Genomic DNA, 20,916 nt, shown 5'->3' with positions numbered 1-20,916 from the left:
GTGTCTGACATGGTCGGTCAGTTCGAAAGCACCAAGGACGTGGTCCAAGAGGTCACCGAGTCCGCGGCCACCCACATCGGCAACATCGCGACGATCATCACCGGCGCGATCCGGGACATCGCCCGCGAGACCGGCGATTGGCTGACGGACGTCATCGAGATGCGTGAGGCGTCCCAGCGGGCGCAGGCCGACGGGACGCGCGAAGACTAGAGGGTCGCCCCACGCCGGCTTCGGACGAAGATTACGGAAAACCGGATGGGCACGAGGCGGTGACCAAGGCAGGCTGAAGCCATGATCACCCGCCTCGCCCCGCGCCGGTTCGCCGGTCGCGTCCTCAGCGCGCAACTGAGCCGCGCGTACTGGGCGGAGCTGGCGTGGGTGATCATCGGCGCGCCGCTGACGCTGGTGTTCATGGCGCTCGTCGTCGTCGGGCTGTTCCTCGGGATCGGCCTGAGCCTGCTCACCATCGGCCTGCCGGTGCTCATCGGCGTCCTGGCGGGAGCGCGGCTGATCGGCGCCGCCCACCTCGGCCTGGCGCGTGCCCTGCTCGGGACCACGGTCGCCCCGCCTGCCCGGCCCGAGCTGCGGCCGGGGCTCTGGAACGGGGTCAAAGGGCGGCTCGGGGATCCGATGGGCTGGCGGTCGATCGCCTATCTGGTGATCCGGCTGCCGTTGTCGTTGACCGGGTTCTTCCTGGTCGTGACTTTGTTCGTGTACGCCGTGAGCACGCTGACCTATCCGCTGTTCTGGTTCACCCTGAACGGCGAGGCCATGCCGACGTTCGACCTCCGCGTCGACACCTGGCCCCTCACCCTGCCGCTCGCCCTCACCGGGCTGGCCGTGCTGCTGGCGATGCCGTGGGTGGTCCACGGCCTCGCCGAATTCGACCGCCTGCTGGTGCGCGGGGTGCTCGGCGCCGAGGACCTCTCCAAACGTGTGCGCGATCTCGAACGCACCCGGGCGACCGCGGTCGACGACGCGACGCGACGGCTGCGCCGGATCGAACGCGACCTGCACGACGGCGCGCAGGCCCAGCTGGTCGCGCTGGCGATGAAGCTCGGCATCGCGAAGGACGAGCTGGCGGGCGACGGCGACATCGAGCAGGTCACCACCCTGGTCACCGCCGCGCACGCCAACGCGAAACAGGCGCTGGTCGAGCTGCGCGACCTCGCCCGCGGCATCCACCCCGCCGCACTCGACGCCGGTCTCGACGTCGCACTGTCCACTTTGGCCGCGGGCTCGGGCATCGACGTGCGGATCACCGTGGACCTGCCGAGCAGGCCGTCGCCGTCGCTCGAGACGATCGCCTACTTCACCGTCGCCGAGTTGCTGACCAATGCCGCCAAACACACTTCCGCCGCGATCGAGGTCGACGTGGGTATCGTCGGCGACGGCCTGCGCCTCGTGGTGCGGGACGGCGGTGAAGGCGGGGCCCGGCTGGAACGGGGCGGCGGGCTCGCCGGAATCGCCGAGCGGCTCGCGACGGTGGACGGCGGGCTCGACATCGACAGCCCTCCCGGGGGGCCTACGGTGATCAGCGCGGAGATACCACTACGGAAATAGAACAATGGGGGGCGGCGTGCGCGTCGTGATCGCGGAGGATTCGGCCATCCTGCGGGCGGGACTCGTCGAACTGCTGAATCTTCGGGGACACGAGGTCGTCGCGGCCGTCGCCGACGGCGACAGCCTGTGCGCGGCGGTTCGCGAACACCGGCCGGACGTGTCCATTGTGGACATCCGGATGCCGCCGACGCACACGGACGAAGGACTCCGCGCGTCGATCGCGTTGCGTGCGGAGCTGCCGGGGTGCGCGATCCTGCTGTTCTCGCAGTACGTCGAGACGCAGTACGCGACGGAACTCCTCGCCGACCGCGCGGGCGGCGTCGGCTACCTGCTGAAGGACCGGGTCGCGGAGGTGTCGGACTTCCTCGACGCGCTTCAGCGGGTCGCCGACGGTGAGACCGTGCTCGACCCGGAAGTGGTCAGCCAGCTGTTCACCGCCACCCGGAAGACGGACGCGCTCGCGGGACTGACGCCGCGGGAACGTGAAGTGCTGGGGCTGATGGCCGAGGGGCGGTCGAACTCGGCCATCGCGGCGGCACTGTTCCTTTCCGCGGGCTCGGTGGAGAAGTACGTGTCGAGCATCTTCGGGAAGCTGGCGCTGCCCCAGTCCGAAGGGGACAACCGGCGGGTTCTCGCCGTGCTGCGATACCTGGAGTCCTGAGAAGAGGGCTGAAGGGATCTTTCGCTGCATCGCATGCGGGGAAAGATCCCTTCGGCCTAGGCCGGCTCGACCGGCACCCCGTCCACCTCCGGCAGGCACAGCTGCACCCACATGACATCCCGCCAGGCCCCGTGTTTGTATCCGATCCGCCGATAGGTCCCCACCGGCTCGAATCCCATCGCGCTGTGCAGTCCGGCGCTCGCGTCGTTCGGCAGCACCATTCCCGCGCAGAAGTTCCGGAAACCGCGTGACGCCAGCTTGTCCAGCAGCGCTTGATAGAGCGCGCGCCCGCCACCGGTCCGCCGCCGGCCGAGCTCCAGATAGATACTGACCTCGCAAGACCAGCGATACGAAGGTCGACCGCTGAAGGGGCCTCCGTAGGCGTAGCCGGCGACGCGGCCTTCGTCGTCCTCAAGCACGAGCCAGGCATGCGATTGCTGCGCCTTGGCGATGCGCTCGGCCATCTCGTCCGGCTTGGGCGGCTCGGTCTCGAACGAAATCACCGTGTCGGTGACATACGGCGCGTAGATCTCCGCGCACGCCGTCGCGTCGGCTTCCGTCGCTTCCCTGATCACCATGGCGACCATAGTAACCGAGGCTGCCACTATAGTGATCAGCATGTCGGATCCCTTGTCCGCGTCGCTCGCCGCGACGCTTCAGTCCGCGAGACTCGACCAGAATCTTTCGGCCAACGCCCTCGCCGAGTCCTCGGGGGTGTCCAGGGCGATGATCGGCAAGATCGAACGCGGGGAGGCGCAGCCGACGGCCGTTCTGCTCAGCAGGCTTTCCGCCGCCCTCGGGATGACGTTGTCCGAGTTGATCGCGCGTGCCGAACACGGCGACCGGCGGCTCGTGCGCGTGGCCGATCAGCCGGCCTGGACCGACCCGGACACCGGCTACGTGCGCCGCGCGGTGTCGCCTTCGCTCGGCGGGCCGCTCGAACTGGTCGAGGTCGTGCTGCCCGCGGGTGCCGAGGTCGCCTTCCCCGCCCACACCTATGCGCTGACCCATCACCAGATCTGGGTGCTGGACGGGCATCTGCGGTTCCGCGAGGGCGACGTCGAGCACGAACTCGACGTGGGAGACTGCCTTCAGCTCGGCACTCCGCAGCAATGCGCCTACGTCAACCCGACCGGGGAGCCGGTCCGATATCTGGTCGCGCTCGCCCGGCGGCACGCCTGATACTCGGTTGATGGCGCACCGGGCCCTCGCGTACGTCGCGGCGAAAGCACGCGGCGGGTACGAGGCCGGGCTGCCGGTGACCCTGCACTTCCATCCGGACGGTTCCACAGTGGACGGACGTCCGCTGCTGGCGGCGATGGCGGCGGACGGGTTCTACCGCAACCAGTTCGAAACCGGGACGAGCAACGGAGGGCTGACCGCGTATCCCGGCGGGGATCGCTGGCGATGGGAGAGCCGCATGTTCGGCGGCGCCTACGACGACGCGCCACCGGCCGAACGGCCGAAGTACGGCGCCTTGAACTTCCGTCGCCGCGCGGCCGGCGCCGCGCCGAGATTCGGCTCGGCCCATTTCCGGATGGCCGCGCACACCGTGGACAGGACGACGTTCTGTTATCCGGACAGCGTGCTGGCACCCCACGATTTCGGCCACGGCACCAGGGTTTCCGCGCTGATAGCACTGGCGGAGCAAGACGACACCGATCTTCTCGACGACTACATCGAGGCGCACGTCCACGGCCCCGTCGACCTCTCGACGGATGTCGAAGCGCTCGTGCTCGACCCGAGTCACCGCGGCACCGACGTCGAAAAGGCCGCGTCACGACTCGGCTGCCCGGTCGAATGGCATCCGGGTTTCCGCCTGTCGACCGAAGAACTCGAACGGCACCCCGGATACCGCGGCGCCGAATTCGTCGAACTCGGCCTGACGTTGGCCGAGGACGGCTATCTGGATCCACGTGTCCTCGGCGAAGCGCGCCACGTCGACCAGCAGGCCCTCAAACGCGTCTGGCACTACGTCGCACGCTTCGGGGCACTACCGTGAAGAGCATGTATTCCACGGAGATCGAGGTGCGCACCGGCAGCGTGGCCGTGGTGCACGACCTGACCAAGGACGCTGAGACCTTCCTTCGCGACGCGGACGCCGAGGACGGGATCCTGCACGTCTTCGTCCCGCACGCGACGTCCGGGCTGGCGATCCTCGAGACCGGCGCGGGCAGCGACGACGACCTGCTGGCGGCGCTCGACGACCTGCTCCCCCGCGACGGCCGCTGGCGGCACCAGCACGGCAGTCCCGGTCACGGCCGTGACCACGTCCTGCCCGCGCTGCTGCCGCCGTACGCGACGATCCCGGTGCTCGGCGGCGTGCTGACGCTGGGCACCTGGCAGTCGATCTGCCTAGTGGACACCAACCTGGACAACCCGGTCCGGCGAGTCCGCTTCAGTCTTCTGGAGGGCTGACCGGCCCGGCCACAGCGCGAGCAGCAGCCCCGCCGCGAGAAGTCCGGCGAGCACCCAGACCCCGGTCGCGACGTCCGGTGCGCCGGGCACGCCCTGCAGCAGGCTCCGGAGGCCTTCGGCGGAGAACCTGAACGGCGTCCATGACCACAGCACCGCGCGGTACGCGGGGTTCAGCAGTTCCGGCACCTGACCCGCGACGGCGGGCGCGACCAGGTACAGCGGGCCGAGGATCGCCATCGCCCGCACGCCGAGCAGGCGCAGCAGGCCGGTCTGCAGAGCGGCGAACGCGGTCGAGGCAAGGAAAAGGAAGCCGAGGACGTCCCAGCCGAGCGGGAGCGACGAGTCCCACAGCTTCAGGAATCCGGCCAGCACACCGGTGACCAGCACACCTGCCGAAACGATCTGCGTGCAGCGCGCGGCGGCTCCCGCATCCCGGCCGATCCGCCGTCCGGCCAGGATCAGCACGGCGCCCGCGGCCAGGCAGCCGTCCCAAGCCAGCGCGCTCAGCGCGAGCGGCGCGACCCGCCCTGCCGCACTGGCGGGGTGCAGCGTTTCGACCTTGGGTGTCCCGCCCAGTGCTTGCGCCGCGCCGGTCAGCGCCTGTTGCGCGATCTGCGTTCCGGACGGGTTCACCGCCCCGGAGACCACGACCGTCGAAGGAAGTTCGAGGACTCCGTAGACCTCCTTGTCCTCCAGCAGTTTCCGGCCTTCCTCCAGCGAGGTCACCCGCCACGAAACCTGTCCTCCGCCATGGGACGCGATCCCCTTCGCGGCCGCCTGGAGCGGCCCCGGGGGCGCGGCAACGGCAAGGGGGAGACCGTCGGGTGCGACGGTGGCCTGCGCGCCGAAGGTCAGAAAGCCGAGTACGGCGGCGATCAGCGCACCGGCCACCGCGGCGAGTAAGGCGAACGCCCCGGCAGGGCGATGGCTCTGGGTCGGCATGGCCGTCCTCCATTTATTCATCTCATGTTGAATTAGTCGCCAACGTAGGCGTCCGCGCCACGGAAGTCAACAGACGTTGAATAAGCTCACCGGTACCGTCGACCGCGTGACTACTCCGCACCGGCTCGTGCTGTGGGACATCGACCAGACCCTCGTGGACCTGCGCGGTACCGGCGCCGCCTGGTACACGACCGCGCTCGCCGAGGTCGCGGGCGTCGAACTGCGGGCGCTGCCGAACTTCGGCGGCCGCACCGAACGCGCCATCAGCGCGGACATCCTGACCTCGCACGGCGTCGAGCCCACCGAGGAGAACGTGCGCAAGCTCTGGCTCGCGCTGATCGCGGTCTCCGAAAGCCACGCCCCGACGCTGTCCTCCAGCGGCCGGGCGCTCCCGGGCGCCAAAGACGCTCTGAACGCCTTCGCCACGCACGGCGGCGTCGTCCAGACACTGGTCACCGGGAACCTGCCGGAGATCTCCGTGCACAAGCTGACCGCGTTCGACCTGCACGAGCACGTGGACTTCGAGATCGGTGGCTACGGCTCGCTCTCGGCACACAGGCCCGATCTGGTGCCCGCGGCCGTCGGCCACGCTTCGGCGAAACACGGCACCGAGTTCGCGCCGGCGTCGGTCGTCGTCATCGGCGACACCCCGGACGACGTACGGGCCGCGCTCGACAACGGCGCCGTCGCGGTGGCGGTGGCGACCGGGCAGTTCAGCGCCGAGGAACTGGCCGACGCGGGCGCGCACACCGTGCTCGGAGACCTGTCCGACCTGGCAGCGGTGCGTGCGGCCGTGCTCGGGAACGCCGACTAAACTCGGTCCATGGCATACCCAGGCGGCAACGGCTGGCCGGAGCAACCACAGCAGCCCGATCAGCGGCAAACCCCGCAGCATGGGTACCCGCCCCAGTACGCCCAGGATCCCCAGCAGCAGTACCAGGGTTATCAGCAGCAGGGTTTCCAGCAGTTCCCGCAGCAGGCCTACCAGGGTTTCTCTCCGGAACCGCCGAAGAAAGGCAAGAAAGGCCTGTGGATCGGCCTTGGCGCGCTCGTCCTGGTCATCGCCGTCGGCGCCACGCTGTTCTTCGTCCTGCGTGACGGCGAAGAACAGCGGCCCGAGCCCACTCCACCACCCGCGGCCGCGTCCGCGTCGAACCCTCCGTCGACGTCCCAGAGCGGCGACGCCCCGCAGGACAACAAGGTCCCGTCCAAGACGTTGGGCTGGCAAGGAATCGTCTCCCGACAGGACAAGACGGCGTACGACCTGCCCCCCACGGGCTGGGAGACCAAGCCGGGATACATCACCGGGAACACCGAGCGCGAGTTCAAGATGGTGATCCGCGAGGCGATGAGGTACAAGCTCGGCGCCTGCCCCGACATCAGCGGTTCGCACCGGGGAATGGTCGGCTTCGCCACCGCGGATCAGATCCCCGTCGAGAACGCCGCCAGAGGCGCTGTCCGGCTCTGGATCCAGTCCGCCACCGGCAAGGCCGACGTGCCGCTGCCCGAAATCAAGCAGATCCCCATCGCCGGCGGCACGATCCAGGCGCTCAGTTCCACTGCCTCGTTCACGCCGAGCGAAGGCGAAGGCTGCCGGGCGCCGAGCGTGAAGGTCACGTCGGCGGCCTTCAAGGTCGGTGAGCAGACCGTCTGCTTCGTGATGGTCCTCGATCAGGGCGTCCCGGACGCCGTGTCCGAAGCGGACGCGCAAATGATCCTCGCGAGTTTGAGGCCGCAGCAATGACCGGCCCCGGTGGGCCCATCGACGAACCTCGGCCGTGGTTCGTCGATCCGCTCACCGGGCAGCCGCTCGAAACCGAAACCGAACGGACGGCGCCGCTTCCGGTCATCCGGGACAGCGCTCCGCCGCGCCGTCGCTTCCGCCTCGGGCCGGTGCTGGGCGTTCTCGGCCTGGCCGTCGTGATCGCAGTCGGCACCACGGCCACCTACCAGGCCAAGACCGCGACGCCGCCGCCGTCCGCCCACGATCTCGTCCTGCCCGATCCGGTGGGGCCCACCCGGATCAAGCCGGTGATCGCGGGCTGGCAACCAGTGCGGTCCGACGATCACCCGCTCGTCTACGACGTCCCGCCGGACTGGAAGATCGAAGAGCCCGACGTCGCCGTCGGATACGAGACACCGGCAGGCGACGTCGTCACCCTGCAGGGTGTCGCCCGGTACCGCCGCGACTTCTGCCCCGCCGCCGGACTCTCGGCGCGGGCGATGGCGGGGTTCACCACCATCGACGAGGGCGAGGTCGGCGGCATCGCCCAGGCAGCCGAGGAAACGACTCTGCGGTGGGCCGAAGCGGCATACGGGCGGTCCACGAAGGCCGAGGTCGGCAAGTCCGGGTCGGTGCCGGTCCTCGAAGGCGGCACGACCGCCAACGCTGTGACCGCCACCGTCGTCCCCGCCGCGGACGGACCGTGCCCCGCCCCCTCGGTCGCGATCACCGCGATCGCCCTCCCGCTGGACGCACTGCCCGGATCGGGCCGCTACCACGTCCTCCTGGTACTGGCGGACCAGGAGATCTCCGGCCAGGTGGCCAGGGACGTCGTCCTCAAGATGGGTGAGAGCATCCGTCGCGAGTAGCACTCCCCTAAGGGAAATATGGGTCCCCTGCCGGATGTGGCCGATGGGCTCCGGCACTTACCTTGATCTCCATGCCAACAGGGGGAAGCGGGACGGCCGCGCCGGGCCGGACACACAAGATCGCCACGGTGCTGAGGCACCGGCTGCCTTTCACCACCCTCGTCACGGTGACCATGCTCGCGCTCGCCTTGGCCACGGGCGCGCTCTGGTCGGCCGCCGAGGATCGCGCGGTGTATCCGTACATCGCGTACGGGCTGCCGTCGCTCGAAGCGGGCCGATGGTGGACCTTGCTGACCGGACCGCTGTTCGCGGTCGTCCCGCTGTACTACCTGCCGATGGTGCTCAGCTTCGCGTTGTTCGCCGGGTTCGCGGAATGGCGGCTCGGCACGCGGCGGGCGATGGCCGTCGCCATCGGCGGCCAGTTCGTCAGCGTGCTGGTGGCGGTGCAGTTCCTCGCGTTGAGCCGTAACTCCGGCTGGGAATGGGCGGAACGGATCGCGGGCAGCCTCGACGTCGGGTTCTCCGGCGGCGCGCTCGCCGCGGTCGCGGTCGCCAGCGCGACCCTGCGCCCGCCGTGGCGGCTGCGGTTGCGCGCCGGATTGTGCGTCTACGCCGGGATCGCGATCATCTTCGTCGGCACGCTCGCCGACCTCGTGCACTTCTTCGCGCTCGTCCTCGCCCTGCCGTTCGGGCGCAGGTTCCTCGGCGCCAAGGACGCCTCGCGCGAACGGAGGCCGAGCCTGCGCGAGTGGCGGTTCTACGTCGTGGCCGGGCTGCTGGTGCTGACCGTCGCCGAACTGGTGATGTCCTTCGTGCCGGGCAACGGGCCCTTCGGTTCCTCCGAAGAGCTTTCGCTGTCCACGTGGGAAGTCATCGTCCTGTGCCTGATCGTCGTGCCGATCATGAACGGCCTGCGCAAGGGGAGCCAGGTCGCCTGGTGGTGCGCGATGATCCTGACGTCGTTCGTCATCCTGCAGGTGATGGTCTACGGCGGGGTGCTCACGCTGGCGGAGATGTTCGGCGAAGACGCCGGCCTGATGGATCCGCCGCTGTTCTTCGTGGACAACCTCCTGTGGACGGTCGAATTCGCGCTGTTGATCTCCGCGCGAGGCGCCTTCCGGGTGCCGTCGCGGCGCAAGCGCCGTCGGCTCGGCCGGATGGGCAACCCCGCGCTGGCCCGCACGCTGCTCAGCCGTCACGGCGGAAGCACGCTTTCGTGGATGACGACCTGGCCGCAGAACTCCTACTTCGTGGCCGCGGACGGCAAGTCCTATCTCGCCTACCGCCGCCACGCCGGTGTCGCCATCGCCCTCGGCGACCCGATCGCCCCGGACGGCGCGGCCGACCGGACGATCGCCGAGTTCATCACCATGTGCGAGAACACCGGTCTCGTGCCGTGCCTGTTCTCCGCCACCGGCGACACCACCGCCAAGACCGAAGAGCTCGGCTGGAAGCAGGTCCAGGTCGCCGAGGACACCTTGATCGAACTGGAAACGCTGGAGTTCCGCGGGAAGCGCTGGCAGGACGTGCGGACCGCGCTCAACCGCGCCAAGAAGGACGGCATCGAGTTCCGGCTCGTCCGGCTCGCCGATCAGCCGCGCGCGGTGATCTCGCAGGTCCGCGCGATCTCCGAGGAGTGGATCAGCGACAAGGGCATGCCGGAAATGGGCTTCACCCTCGGCGGGGTCGACGAGGCGATGGACCCCGAGACCCGCGTGGGTCTCGCGGTGGACGCGGACGGCGTCGTCCACGGCGTGACGTCGTGGCTGCCGGTGCACACCGGCGCGGGCGCGATCGGCGGCTGGACGCTCGACGTCATGCGCAAACGCGCCGACGGATTCCGCCCGTCGATGGAATTCCTGATCGCGTCGTCGTGTCTGGCCTTCCGTGAGGAAGGCGCGAAGTTCGTTTCGCTGTCCGGTGCCCCGCTGGCCGGCTCCGGCGAACCCGCGCACGCCGTCGAGCGGGTGCTCGACGCGCTCGGCACGATGATGGAACCGTTCTACGGCTTCCGTTCACTGCACGCGTTCAAGGCGAAGTTCCAGCCGCGCCACGTCCCGCTGTACCTCGCGTTCCGCGACGAGGCGGATCTGCCGCGGATCGGGATCGCACTCGGCCGGGCCTACCTGCCGAACACGGGACTGCTGCGGCTGGCGAAGCTCGCGCGCTCCGGCAAGAAGCCTCAGCGCCTGCTCGCGAACCCGCAGCCGCGAACAACTTCTTCGCTGGCTTCTCAGTAGGTCACGCCCTGGCGGAGGGGTAGCGGTCTGCTGCTCCCAATGTGGCATTGGGGACGGTCAGCGTCCCCAATGCCACATTGGGAGCAGGCCCGAAGGCGTCCATCACCGCATCAAACGCGGCGAAGGGAGCCTTCGCCATCCCGGCTCCGCCGGCGAGAAGACTCAGCGCAACGTCGAAGGCGGGGGCGTGCTGGTCTTAAGGTCGGCCTCCGGGACACCCCGGTAGGTCTTGAGGATCTTCAGGATCTGCTCGCGGTCCGCACCACCCGGCGTGTCCTGGCCCGAATAGACGGCCAGGACCGCCGAGGCTTCGCCCAGCTCAGGTGCGAGCACGCCGACCAGGGCGCGCCGCGCGCCACAAGGTCCGGGCGGGGTGACGACCTCCGCGAGGACGATGCTCGCGGGCACCTTCTTGCCGGTACCGAGCGTGAATTCGGCGGGCTGGGCCGGTTCCTTGGTGATCTTGGCCGTCAGCGGACCGTTCTCCGGGTTGTAGGCGCTGACGGTGAGGTCGTCGATCGCCTTCTGCGCCGCGGCGGAAGGATCGGAGACCTTCACGTTCGTCACGCCGCTGCCGCCGATCCTGCTCTCCTTGTCCTGCGGGCAGTAGCGGTCGCCGACGAAGGCACTGGCGACCATGCGGATGCCCGGGACCTGGGTGCCCTTCTCCCAGCCGTGGATCGTGCCGGGTTTCGGCGTCCAGTTCGGCGGGACGTCGTAGGCGTAGACGCCGTCCTTCCCGGCCACCGACTGCCAGCCGTCGATCACCGGCGGCGCGACGACCTGGGGTGAAGGCGTGTAGACGATCGGCGCCCGGGTGGTCGGCGTGCTGCTCGACGACCGGTCCGAGCCGTTGTTCGCGAGCGTCGCGACCGCGATGACACCGAGCGTCGCGAAGAAGCCGTACATGGCCCTTCGCCCGCTTCGTGACATCGGCTGCTTCGCGGGCTGCGGCTCCGGTTCGACAGGAGCGGCCAGTTCCGGGACCGGCGGCGTGTAGCCGGACGAGTCCGAGGGCTGATAGCCCCCGAACCCGTCCAGCGCCGCGTTGTCCTCGTAGCCCGGGGAATCCCCGCGCTTCTTGCCGAACAAGCCCATTACGAACGGACGAGCTTGACCAGGTGCTCCACGACCGCATCCACGGCGATCTCTTCACGGTCGCCGGTGCGGCGGTCCTTGACCTCGACGACACCGTTCGCCAGCCCGCGCCCGACCACCAGGATGGTCGGCACGCCGACGAGTTCGGCGTCCGCGAACTTCACACCGGGGCTGGCCTTGCGGTCGTCGAGGACGACCTCGACACCGGCGGCGTCCAGTTCGGCCGCGAGTTTCTCGGCGCCCGCGGTGACCGTCTCGTCCTTGCCCGCGATGACGATGTGGACGTCGAACGGCGAGACCTCGCGCGGCCAGATGATGCCGAGGTCGTCGTAGTTCTGCTCGGCGAGCACGCCGACGAGGCGGGAGACGCCCACCCCGTACGAGCCCATGGTGATGCGGATGGGCTTGGAGTCGGGGCCCAGCGCGTCGAGTTCGAACGCGTCCGCGTACTTGCGGCCGAGCTGGAAGATGTGCCCGATCTCGATACCGCGCGCGGCGACCAGAGTGCCCTTGCCGTCGGGCGACGCGTCGCCTTCACGGACCTCGGCGGCCTCGATCGTGCCGTCGCCGGTGAAGTCGCGGCCCGCGACCAGGTCGACCACGTGGTGATCGCGCTCGTCGGCGCCGGTGACCCAGGCGGTGCCGTCGACGACGCGCGGGTCGAGCAGGTAGCGGACGCCGTTGTCCTTCAGCGCCTTCGGGCCGATGTAGCCCTTGACGAGGAAGGGGTTCTTGGCGAAGTCGGCCTCCGTGAGCAGCTCGAACTCGGCGGGCTCGAGCGAGGCTTCGAGGCGCTTCGTGTCGACCTCGCGGTCGCCGGGGAGGCCGATGGCCAGCAGCTCCCACTCCTTCGCGCCCGGCTGGCGGGTCTTCACCAGGACGTTCTTGAGCGTGTCCGCGGCAGTGAAGGTGCGGCCGAGGCCGGCGTCGTTCAGGAACGCGACGAGCGACTCGATGGTCGGGGTGTCCGGCGTGTGGTGGACCTTCGCCTCGGGCAGGCCCTCGACCGGCTTCGCCTCGGGAGCGGGCGTGGTGACCGCTTCGACGTTGGCCGCGTAACCCGATTCGGTGCTGCGGACGTAGGTGTCCTCACCCGTCGCGGCGACGGCGAGGAACTCCTCGGAGGCCGAGCCGCCCATCGCGCCGGAGGTCGCCTTCACGACGACGTACTCGATGCCGAGACGGTCGAACAGCTTCGTGTACGCCTGGCGGTGCAGCTCGTACGACTTCGCCAGGCCCTCGTCGTCGAGGTCGAAGGAGTAGGAGTCCTTCATGACGAACTCGCGGCCACGCAGGATGCCGGCCCGGGGACGCGCCTCGTCGCGGTACTTGGTCTGGATTTGGTACAGGACGACGGGATAATCCTTGTACGAGTTGTATTCACCCTTCACGGTGAGCGCGAAGAGCTCTTCGTGCGTCGGGCCGAGGAGATAGTCGGCGCCCTTGCGGTCCTTGAGGCGGAAGAGGGCGTCGCCGTACTCGGTCCAACGGCCGGTGGCCTCGTAAGGCTCCTTCGGCAGCAGCGCGGGGAACTGGATCTCCTGCGCGCCGATGGCGTTCATCTCTTCACGGACGACGTTCTCGATGCGGCGCAGCACCCGCAGGCCCAGCGGCAGCCAGGAGTAGCCGCCCGGGGCGACCCGGCGGACGTAGCCGGCGCGTACCAGGAGCCGGTGGCTCGGTACCTCGGCGTCCGCCGGATCCTCACGCAGGGTGCGAAGGAACAACGACGACATCCTGGTGATCACTTCTGGGCTCCTCGCTGGAATTACGTGCTGAGACGTTCTGCGCAGCGTAGTCACCCCACCCAAGGACGGTTCAACCGGTTATCGCGGGCGGCCGGTTTTGTCGGTGGTCTCCGCTAGCTTGCCGCCATGGGTATCGAGCTGGGCATGATCACGATCGACTGCGCGGATCCGCGCGGGCTCGCGGCGTTCTGGACGAAGGCGCTCGGCGTGGAGGTGGATCAGGACCACGACGGCGAGTTCCTGATCCTGCACCCCAAGGTGGAGAACGGGCCCGTGCTCGCGTTCCAGCGCGTGCCGGAGCCGCGGGCGGGCAAGAACCGGGTCCATCTGGACTTCGGCACGGACGACATGGAGAAGGAGGTGGACCGCCTGACCGGACTGGGCGCGAAGAAGCTGGACAAGAAGGAGATGCCGGGCATCGCCTGGACAGTGCTGGCCGATCCCGTCGGCAACGAATTCTGCGTGGCCACCCACGAGGGCTGAGGCGGGCCGCGATGGTCAGAATGGCGGCATGACGGAGCGAGCCATCCTGCCCTGGACCGACATCGAGCTGCCCGAAGGCCTGAGCGCGCGGTTCTACGACGGAACGGGCCCGCTGCCGGAGGGAGACCTCGATGACGTCGAGGTGTACGTGCTGCCGTACGACACCGGTATGGAGCCGGCGAAGCTGATCGCCGGGCTTCCGTCGCTGAAGCTCGTGCAGTCGCTGTCGGCCGGGGTGGAGAAGCTGCTCCCGCTGGTGCCGGCGGGGGTGCGGCTCGCCAACGGCCGCGGTCTGCACGACCTCAGCGTGGCCGAGCACGCGCTGGCGCTGATCCACGCGTCGCAGCGGGATCTGCCGCGCTGGTTCACGCAGCAGGCGACGGCGTCGTGGGAGCGCGAACACACGCGCTCGCTGGCCGACAGCCGGGTGCTGCTGGTCGGCTACGGCTCGATCGGCCAGGCCATCGAGCGGCAACTGCTCGCGGCCGAAGCGGTCGTGACCAGGGTGGCGAGCACAGCCCGGCCCGCGGAGCAGGTGCACGGCGTCGGCGAACTGGCGGAACTACTGCCGTCCGCCGACATCGTGGTCCTGATCCTGCCCGAAACACCCGCGACGATGGGCTTGTTCGGCGCCGCGGAACTCGCCGCGCTGCCGGACGGCGCCCTGGTGGTGAACGTCGGGAGGGGCTCGGCGATCGACACCGAAGCGCTCACCGCCGAGACCGTCTCCGGCCGGTTGCGTGCCGCGCTGGACGTCGTCGACCCCGAGCCACTGCCCGCCGGGCATCCACTGTGGACCGCGCCGGGAGTGATCATCACGCCGCATATCGCGGGCGGGTCCGCGGCGTTCTACCCGCGCGCGAAGCGGCTGGTCGCCGAGCAGTTGCGCCGGTACGCCGCCGGCGAGGAACCGCTGAACCTCGTGAGCAATAAGGACAGTTAGGGCCAGCTAGCCACTCATGAGCCTTGTCTCCTAGCCGAGGTGTTGCCCCCGCCGGAGGCGTTGCGAAAGCCACTTTCGCAACGTTGAAGGTTGCGAAAGTGGCTTTCGCAACGGGGTCCCGGTCGCAGTGAAACCGGACGAGCAGGTGCTACTGCCAGTGCGTCCGGTAGGCGAGCCAGTCGCGCATCGCCGCGGCAAGACGGCGCTGCGCCGTGCGGACCCCGGTCGTCGCGGGCGGTTCCGGTAGCCGGCTCGCGCGTTCGGCGTGCCCCGCCAGGGCGACGCCGAACGCGGTGACCGCCCAGACCGGGACGCCGGTGAGCACGGGTCGCCGCCGGAGCAGGCGGTCGACGTCGGCGGGCTCGTGTCCGGCGTCGAGCAGATACGGGACGAGCGCGACGAGATCGAGCCAGCCCGCGCCCCGCGCCGGGTAACGCCAATTGGTGACGAGCACCCTGCCCGATCCGGTTCGCACCAGGTACTCGGGCTGGATGTCGTTGTGCAGCAAGGTGTCCCCTGCCGACCAGGGGTGCCAGGACGTCTCCAGCTGGACGAGCCTGTCGAGGTTGCGGACGGCCCAGCCGTCGAGGTCGTCCGGCGGTTCCTTCGCGAGTTCGTGCCAGCCGCGCAGGAGTGGGCCGAGATCGTCGAGCGCGTCCGGGACGTCGGGCAGCGGGCACGGCGTGAGCGTGCGGCCGAGCGTGCCGAAGGTGGCCAGGACGGCGGAGAGATCCGGCGACCCCGGGCGCAGGTTCGGCCTGGTGCCGTCGAAGTCGGCGAACGCGAGCACCAGCCAGCCGCCATCCACAAAGGACAGCAGTTTCGGCGTGGGTGCTTCCGCGGGCAGCCGCCGCGCGATGGCGGCCTCCGTGCGATACCCGCCCGCTCGCGGGCTGCCGGCGGGGATCGCCTTCAGGAAGACCCAGCGATGACCGCGTTCGAGTTCGAGCCTAGCGGCGACACCGCCGTCGAATTCCGGGGTCTGCCACAACGAACGGCGCACCGCCGAACCGAGCTCACGCTCCACGGCGTCACGCGTCGCCGACGGCAGGTCGTGCCAGCCGAGGCGTGCGGAAACCGGCAACGCCCTACCACCCCCACCGATCTCTCCGAGAAGATCGACTGTACCGAAATCCACCCTTTCGGGTGACAACCGGTCAGGTCGAGATGGGCTTCACGTACCCGCCCCAGCGTTGGAACTCGGTGAACCCGACTCGCTCGTAAACCCCGAGAGCACGGTGGGTGTTGTCCTGGTCGACGTTGAGCGAGGCCCGCTGGAAACCCTGGGCCTTGGCCTGGGCGAGCGTGTGCCCGAGCAGCGCGCCCGCGATACCGCGTCCGCGAAGGCTCGCGTCGGTCGCGACGTGACTGACGTACAGGTCCTTCACACCCGTGGCGGCCTCGTCGGAGGCGAAGAACGCGCTCAGCACCATCGCGACCACACGATCGCGCTCGGGGCTCAGCAGCAGGTACGACAGGTCCGGCTGGAAGTCCTTCGCGCCGACGACCAGATGCCGCCACGCTTGCGGGGACTGCTCCGTGCTCCCCCAGTGGTCCGCGAAGGTCTCGTTGCGGGACCGCAGGGTGAGGGCCTCGTACTTGTCCTCGTACGTGACGAGCGGGAACTCTTCGGGCAGCGGTTTGACCGGCGGGATCGAGCCGAGGCCGGCGCGCATGTCGACGAACCACCGGGCGTGTTCGTACCCGGCGCCCGAGAGGACGTCGATGAGCCATCGCTGCTTGGTGTTGGCCGCGGCGTGGAGTTCCAGCGGCACGTCCGGGTGGGACGTCGCGTGGAGCTTCTTGCCCGCCTCCTCGAACCAGCCGGTGAGGTGCGCGGCGATCGCCGCGTCGCGGTACGCGGGGTGGACGAGCGTCTCGACCCGCATCATGTGCACCGGATCCGCCGCGTCACGCTTCCGGAGCAGCCCGTAGGCGACCAGGGTGTCCCCGTCCCAGGCGCTGGTGGACGCCGTCGGCAGGTCGACGGTCGGCGTACCGATCTCTTCGGCGAGGTCCTCCGCGCTGTAGTGCTCGTCGATCGGCTCGACGCGCTCCGCCTCGGCGAAGGTCTCGGCCAGTCGCGGCATGTCGTCCAAGGTCAGCGGGCGCCAGGTCAGGCTCATGCGGTCGAGGCTAAGCCCGCGCCTCGGGGTGACGCACTCCATTTAGTTACGCTTCCGTGGTGCTCGTGCTCCTGCCCCCTTCCGAAACCAAGGCCGCCGGCGGCACCGGCGCGCCGCTGGACCTCGGCGCCCTGTCGTTCCCGGAGCTGAATCCGACCCGGGCGAAGCTGGCCGACGCGCTGGCCGAACTGGCGGGCGACGTCCCGGCCAGTGTCGCCGCGCTCGGGATCACGCCGCGGCAGGCCGACGAGGTCACCCGCAACGCCGAGCTGTGGACCTCGCCCACGATGCCCGCGCTGCGCCGCTACACCGGCGTCCTCTACGACGCGCTCGACGTGAAGTCCTTCACCAAGGCGACGCTGGCGAAGGCCGAGAAGCGCCTCGCCGTCGCTTCCGCGCTGTTCGGGGTGGTCGCGGCGACCGACCCGATCCCCGCGTACCGGCTTTCCGGCGGGAACGCGCTGCCGTCGCTCGGCACCGTCCGCAGCGTGTGGAAGCCGGTCCTCGAACCGGTGCTCCAGGGTATCGAGGGGCTCGTCGTCGACCTGCGTTCCGGGACCTACTCGGCGCTGGCGAAGCTCCGCCCGGACGCGGTGACGGTGCGCGTCGTGACCGAGGACGCGAAGGGCAACCGGACCACGGTGAGTCATTTCAACAAGGCCTACAAGGGACGGCTGGCCGCGGAGCTGGTGAAGTCGCGCAGCGAACCGTCCACTGTGGAACAACTGATGCGGGTGCTGTCGAAGGCGGGCCTCGACGTGGAACGCACCGGGGAACACAGTGTGGAGCTGCTCACCGGGGACGGCGTGCATTAGTTCCGTACCCCTACGGTCTCCTTCCTCGGTTGTTCCGCCAGGTGCACATGCGGAAAGTGATTTCCAGCCACCTGGAAAGGAACCACCGTGAACAGAAGACAACGGCTACTGGGGATCGCCACCGCCACCCTCGGTTGCCTCTCGGTCCTCCTGCCCGCGCCCGCGGCCGCCGCGAACCTGCCCGCCGTCACCCCGACGGATCAGGCGGTCGTCCCCGGTGGACCGCACACGAACTCCATCGGCGGCACCCCCGCCTCGGTCAAGGACCACCCCTTCATCATCGCGGGCCTGCGCGAAGGCGGGACGCGGCCGCAGGGCCAGACGTGCACCGGTTCGGTCGTCGCGCCGCGCAAGATCCTGATCGCCGCGCACTGCAAGGACGCGGCGGGTGAGAAGTCCTTCCTCTACGGGCTTGACGATCTCAACGCCGGTGGCGGAACGCGGATCGGCGTCGTCAGCTACGAGAAGCACCCGAAGTACGTCAACTTCGACCAGGGCTACGACGTCGCGGTGGTCACCACCGACGCCGACATCCCGGTGCCCGGCGGGCAATACGCGAAGGTCGCGACCTCGGCCGACACGGAGCTGCACAAGCCGGGCAAGTCCGGGCTGGGGCTCGGCTACGGCAAAAAGGACCACAACGACGACACCCGCAACGTCGAACTGCACAAGTTCACCCTGCCGATCGTCCAGGGCAGCAACTGCAACGGCGTCGGCGCGGGCTTCAAAGACGCCACGATGATCTGCAGCGGCTACAACGACGGCCACGTCACCATCCTGCCGGGCGACAGCGGCGGACCGCTGATCGTGGACGGCAAGGTCGTCGGTGTCGCGTCCTGGAGCCGCAGCGACTTCAAGTGGTACAGCGTCTACGGCAGGCTCAACAACGACATGGGCGACTGGGTCAAGCAGCAGATCGGCGAGCCGCAGAACCCGGAGACGTTCTCGCTCGGGGTGACGCCGTCCGCGCTCAAGGTCGAGCCGGGCAAGTACGTTTCGGCCACGGTGACCAGCAAGCCCGGCAAGAACGGCGCGGAGAAGGTCGACCTCAGTGCTTCGGGACTTCCCGAGGGCGCGACGGCCACGTTCCAGCCCACGTCCATCACCTCCGGTGAGTCGGCGAAGGTGACCATCGAGGTTCCCGCCGGGGCGGCCGAAAAGGACTACGCCGTCACGATCTCGGGCAAGGGCACCACCGACACCGCGACCACGAACCTGACGCTGACCGTCGGCGACGGCGGGCCCCAGCCCGGCGAGCTCAAGGTCGGCCTGAGCCCTGCCAGCGGGACTTCGCAGCCTGGCTTCTTCAGCAACGTCACGGTTTCCGCCACCGGCGGCACGGGCGCGATCACGTTGTCGGCGTCCGGGCAGGGGCTGCCGTTCGCCCCGTTCTTCAACCCGAAGACGATCTCGAGCGGTGGCAGTTCGACCATGCAGGTGGTCGCGCCGTTCCAGCGCGGCACGTACCCGGTGACCGTCACCGCGACGGACTCGGCGGGCAAGACCTCCACGGCGACCTACACCCTCACGGTCCAGTAGCGAGTGTCAGGAAAGGGTCGTTCAGGACATATCTTGTCCTGAACGACCCTTTCATGACATTTCAGGACCGGAAAGCACCGCCATGGCGGCATTGTGCCCGGGGATACCCGAGACGCCGCCGCCCCGCACGGCCCCCGCACCGCAGAGCAGCACACGCTCGTGTGCCGTCTCAACGCCCCAAAGCCCCACCTGAGCGGCATCGGCGGCATAGGGCCACGACAGATCGCGGTGGAAGATGTGTCCCGAGGGCAGTCCCAGTTCGGCTTCGAGGTCCAGCGGTGTCTTCGCCTCGACGCACAACCTGCCGTCCGGCGAACGCAGCACGCAGTCCTCGATCGGCTCGGCCAGCACACTGTCCAAAGAGGACAAGGTCGCTCGCAGCGCCTCGTCGCGCGCGGCGTCGTTGCGCCCCTCGAAGAGTCGCGCGGGCATGTGCAGCCCGAACAACGTCAGCGTCTGCACCCCGGCGGCTTGTTCGGCCGGGCCGAGGATCGACGGGTCGGTCAGCGAATGACAGTAGATCTCGCACGGCGGCAGAGACGGGATCCGGCCCGCGGCGGCCTCGGCGTGGGCCGTCGCCAGCTGCTCGTAACCCTCGTTGACATGGAACGTGCCACCGAACGCCTCACGCGGGTCGACGCCCGGATCCCGCAGCCGCGGCAGCCGTGACAGCACCATGTTCACCTTGAGCTGCGCGCCTTCCGGCGTCTCCGGCGGCTCCTCCCCCAGCAACCGCGCGAGCACTCGCGGCGCGACGTTCGACAGCACGTGCCCACCGCGCACGGTGAATTCGTCGTCGCCGAGCCGGTAACGCACCGATCCGCCGGGATCGATGGACAGTACCTCCGCGCCGGTCACCAGCCGCGCGCCCGCCGTCCGCGCGGCCGACGCGAGTGCCGCGGTCACCGCGCCCATCCCGCCCACCGGCACGTCCCAATCGCCGGTCTCGTTGCCGATCACGTGGTAGAGCAGGCACAGGTTCTGCCGGAAGTCGCCGGCGCCGGCGAAGGTGCCGATCAGCGCGTCGGTCAGGACGACGCCGCGAACGGTGTCGTCGCCGAACATCCCGGTGATCGTTTCCGAAATCGGCCGTTCGAACAGCGCGTCCCATGCCCCCTGCTCGATGCCCGAGCGCAGTTCTTCCCTGGACACCAACGGTTCGGTCAGGGTGGGAAACGTCCGTTCCGCGACCTGGGACGTCATCGCGTAGAACCGCCGCCACGCCTCGAAGTCCTTTGTGGACCCGGTGAGCCCGGAGAACGACGCCGCCGTACGGCCGTCGTCGCCCGTGTCGACAAGGAGACCGCCTTCGCCGACGGGCGTGTACGACGACATCCGCCGCCGCCGGAGATCGAGGCCGAGCCCGAGGTCCGCGATGATCTTGCGCGGCAGCAGGCTCACCAGATACGAGTACCGCGACAGCCGGACGTCGACGCCGGGGAAGGCACGGAAGGAGACCGCCGCCCCGCCGACCTCGTCGCGCCGTTCCAGCACGAGCACCGAGCGGCCTGCCCTGGCCAGGTAGGCCGCCGCCACCAGGCCGTTGTGCCCGCCACCGACGATCACGGCGTCAAAGGACTCCATGCAAAGCCTCCCAGCGAAAACGGCGGTGGGGGGGGGGGGGGGGGGGGGGGGGGGGGCGCGCCGGGGGGGGGGGGGGGGGGGGGGGGGGGGGGGGCCCCCCCCCCGCGGGGGCGGGGGGGGGGGGGGCGGGCGGGGGGGGGGGGGGGCGGCGCGGCCCGGGCGCC

At 69.5% G+C, this 20,916-nt stretch carries 21 protein-coding genes; 14 read left to right on the top strand and 7 right to left on the bottom strand.

Translation table 11 applies throughout. The annotated features are described in order from the left end of the window. The first annotated feature begins 9 nt into the window (after positions 1-9). From ACIHAO_RS38340 to ACIHAO_RS38330, 3 genes are all read left to right on the top strand, one after another. Positions 10-210 carry a hypothetical protein gene (locus ACIHAO_RS38340; protein ID WP_125786427.1) on the top strand — a complete coding sequence of 67 codons (201 nt, stop codon included), beginning with the start codon at positions 10-12 and terminating at the stop codon, positions 208-210. Positions 211-291: 81 nt separating this feature from the next. Next, positions 292-1,563 (top strand): sensor histidine kinase, encoded by a 1,272-nt coding sequence (locus ACIHAO_RS38335; RefSeq protein ID WP_396566438.1) that lies wholly within the window; start codon positions 292-294, stop codon positions 1,561-1,563. A 16-nt stretch (positions 1,564-1,579) separates the two neighbouring features. Continuing rightward, complete coding sequence (locus ACIHAO_RS38330) at positions 1,580-2,224, top strand: response regulator transcription factor (RefSeq protein WP_034311085.1); 645 nt, start codon at positions 1,580-1,582, stop codon at positions 2,222-2,224. A 56-nt stretch (positions 2,225-2,280) separates the two neighbouring features. Here ACIHAO_RS38330 and ACIHAO_RS38325 read toward each other — a convergent pair whose 3' ends face one another. Next, complete coding sequence (locus ACIHAO_RS38325; RefSeq protein WP_396566519.1) at positions 2,281-2,811, bottom strand: GNAT family N-acetyltransferase; 531 nt, start codon at positions 2,809-2,811, stop codon at positions 2,281-2,283. Positions 2,812-2,842: 31 nt separating this feature from the next. Between ACIHAO_RS38325 and ACIHAO_RS38320 the strand changes: the two genes are divergently transcribed. From ACIHAO_RS38320 to ACIHAO_RS38310, 3 genes are read left to right on the top strand one after another with little or no spacing between them, the layout of a single operon-like run. Continuing rightward, positions 2,843-3,406 (top strand): helix-turn-helix domain-containing protein, encoded by a 564-nt coding sequence (locus tag ACIHAO_RS38320; protein ID WP_396566436.1) that lies wholly within the window; start codon positions 2,843-2,845, stop codon positions 3,404-3,406. Between the two features lie 10 nt (positions 3,407-3,416). After that, on the top strand, positions 3,417-4,226 hold the full coding sequence (locus ACIHAO_RS38315) for a DUF3626 domain-containing protein (RefSeq protein WP_396566434.1): 810 nt from the start codon (positions 3,417-3,419) through the stop codon (positions 4,224-4,226). 5 nt (positions 4,227-4,231) lie between these two features. Further along, complete coding sequence (locus tag ACIHAO_RS38310) at positions 4,232-4,642, top strand: secondary thiamine-phosphate synthase enzyme YjbQ (protein WP_396566432.1); 411 nt, start codon at positions 4,232-4,234, stop codon at positions 4,640-4,642. Here the strand turns inward: ACIHAO_RS38310 and ACIHAO_RS38305 are convergent. Further along, complete coding sequence (locus ACIHAO_RS38305; RefSeq protein WP_396566430.1) at positions 4,580-5,584, bottom strand: ABC transporter permease; 1,005 nt, start codon at positions 5,582-5,584, stop codon at positions 4,580-4,582. The genes ACIHAO_RS38310 and ACIHAO_RS38305 overlap by 63 nt on opposite strands. A 127-nt stretch (positions 5,585-5,711) precedes the next feature. On the opposite strand from ACIHAO_RS38305, the gene ACIHAO_RS38300 reads away from it, so the two are divergent. From ACIHAO_RS38300 to ACIHAO_RS38285, 4 genes are all read left to right on the top strand, one after another. Beyond that, the gene (locus ACIHAO_RS38300) at positions 5,712-6,398 is read left to right on the top strand and encodes an HAD hydrolase-like protein (RefSeq protein WP_396566517.1); all 687 of its coding nucleotides are present in this window, start codon (positions 5,712-5,714) and stop codon (positions 6,396-6,398) included. Positions 6,399-6,407: 9 nt separating this feature from the next. Beyond that, the gene (locus ACIHAO_RS38295) at positions 6,408-7,328 is read left to right on the top strand and encodes a hypothetical protein (RefSeq protein WP_396566428.1); all 921 of its coding nucleotides are present in this window, start codon (positions 6,408-6,410) and stop codon (positions 7,326-7,328) included. Then, positions 7,325-8,176 (top strand): hypothetical protein, encoded by an 852-nt coding sequence (locus ACIHAO_RS38290; RefSeq protein ID WP_396566426.1) that lies wholly within the window; start codon positions 7,325-7,327, stop codon positions 8,174-8,176. The genes ACIHAO_RS38295 and ACIHAO_RS38290 overlap by 4 nt, the downstream gene beginning before the upstream one ends. 71 nt (positions 8,177-8,247) lie before the next feature. Continuing rightward, entirely contained in the window at positions 8,248-10,416 is a 2,169-nt protein-coding gene (locus ACIHAO_RS38285; RefSeq protein WP_396566424.1) for a bifunctional lysylphosphatidylglycerol flippase/synthetase MprF, read from the top strand. Positions 10,417-10,578: 162 nt separating this feature from the next. On the opposite strand, the gene ACIHAO_RS38280 is transcribed toward ACIHAO_RS38285, so the two are convergent. Beyond that, on the bottom strand, positions 10,579-11,514 hold the full coding sequence (locus ACIHAO_RS38280) for a hypothetical protein (protein ID WP_396566422.1): 936 nt from the start codon (positions 11,512-11,514) through the stop codon (positions 10,579-10,581). Then, positions 11,514-13,262: a proline--tRNA ligase gene (locus tag ACIHAO_RS38275; RefSeq protein WP_396566420.1), complete on the bottom strand. Its 1,749-nt coding sequence runs from the start codon at positions 13,260-13,262 to the stop codon at positions 11,514-11,516. Before ACIHAO_RS38275 ends, ACIHAO_RS38280 begins: the two co-directional genes overlap by 1 nt. Before the next feature lie 126 nt (positions 13,263-13,388). Between ACIHAO_RS38275 and ACIHAO_RS38270 the strand changes: the two genes are divergently transcribed. Then, positions 13,389-13,745, top strand: a complete 357-nt coding sequence (locus ACIHAO_RS38270; protein WP_396566418.1) for a VOC family protein — start codon at positions 13,389-13,391, stop codon at positions 13,743-13,745. Positions 13,746-13,773: 28 nt separating this feature from the next. Beyond that, entirely contained in the window at positions 13,774-14,688 is a 915-nt protein-coding gene (locus ACIHAO_RS38265; RefSeq protein ID WP_396566416.1) for a 2-hydroxyacid dehydrogenase, read from the top strand. Between the two features lie 148 nt (positions 14,689-14,836). Here the strand turns inward: ACIHAO_RS38265 and ACIHAO_RS38260 are convergent, their stop codons facing one another. Both ACIHAO_RS38260 and ACIHAO_RS38255 read right to left on the bottom strand, forming a co-directional pair. Next, positions 14,837-15,772 (bottom strand): aminoglycoside phosphotransferase, encoded by a 936-nt coding sequence (locus ACIHAO_RS38260; RefSeq protein WP_396566414.1) that lies wholly within the window; start codon positions 15,770-15,772, stop codon positions 14,837-14,839. Between the two features lie 73 nt (positions 15,773-15,845). Beyond that, positions 15,846-16,814 (bottom strand): GNAT family N-acetyltransferase, encoded by a 969-nt coding sequence (locus ACIHAO_RS38255; protein ID WP_396566412.1) that lies wholly within the window; start codon positions 16,812-16,814, stop codon positions 15,846-15,848. Positions 16,815-16,873: 59 nt separating this feature from the next. Between ACIHAO_RS38255 and yaaA the strand changes: the two genes are divergently transcribed. Together yaaA and ACIHAO_RS38245 are read left to right on the top strand one after the other, a co-directional pair. Beyond that, entirely contained in the window at positions 16,874-17,629 is a 756-nt protein-coding gene (gene yaaA / locus ACIHAO_RS38250) for a peroxide stress protein YaaA (RefSeq protein WP_396566410.1), read from the top strand. 87 nt (positions 17,630-17,716) lie between these two features. After that, complete coding sequence (locus ACIHAO_RS38245) at positions 17,717-19,168, top strand: trypsin-like serine protease (RefSeq protein WP_396566408.1); 1,452 nt, start codon at positions 17,717-17,719, stop codon at positions 19,166-19,168. A gap of 51 nt (positions 19,169-19,219) precedes the next feature. On the opposite strand, the gene ACIHAO_RS38240 is transcribed toward ACIHAO_RS38245, so the two are convergent. Beyond that, positions 19,220-20,752, bottom strand: coding sequence for a phytoene desaturase family protein (locus ACIHAO_RS38240; RefSeq protein WP_396566406.1), 1,533 nt, complete (start codon positions 20,750-20,752; stop codon positions 19,220-19,222). Positions 20,753-20,916 lie beyond the last annotated feature (164 nt).

Source organism: Amycolatopsis sp. NPDC052450 (assembly GCF_044547565.1).
Lineage (GTDB): Bacteria > Actinomycetota > Actinomycetes > Mycobacteriales > Pseudonocardiaceae > Amycolatopsis.
The sequence above is the reverse complement of the archived record's forward strand: the minus strand, read 5'-3'. Positions and strand labels throughout refer to the sequence as shown.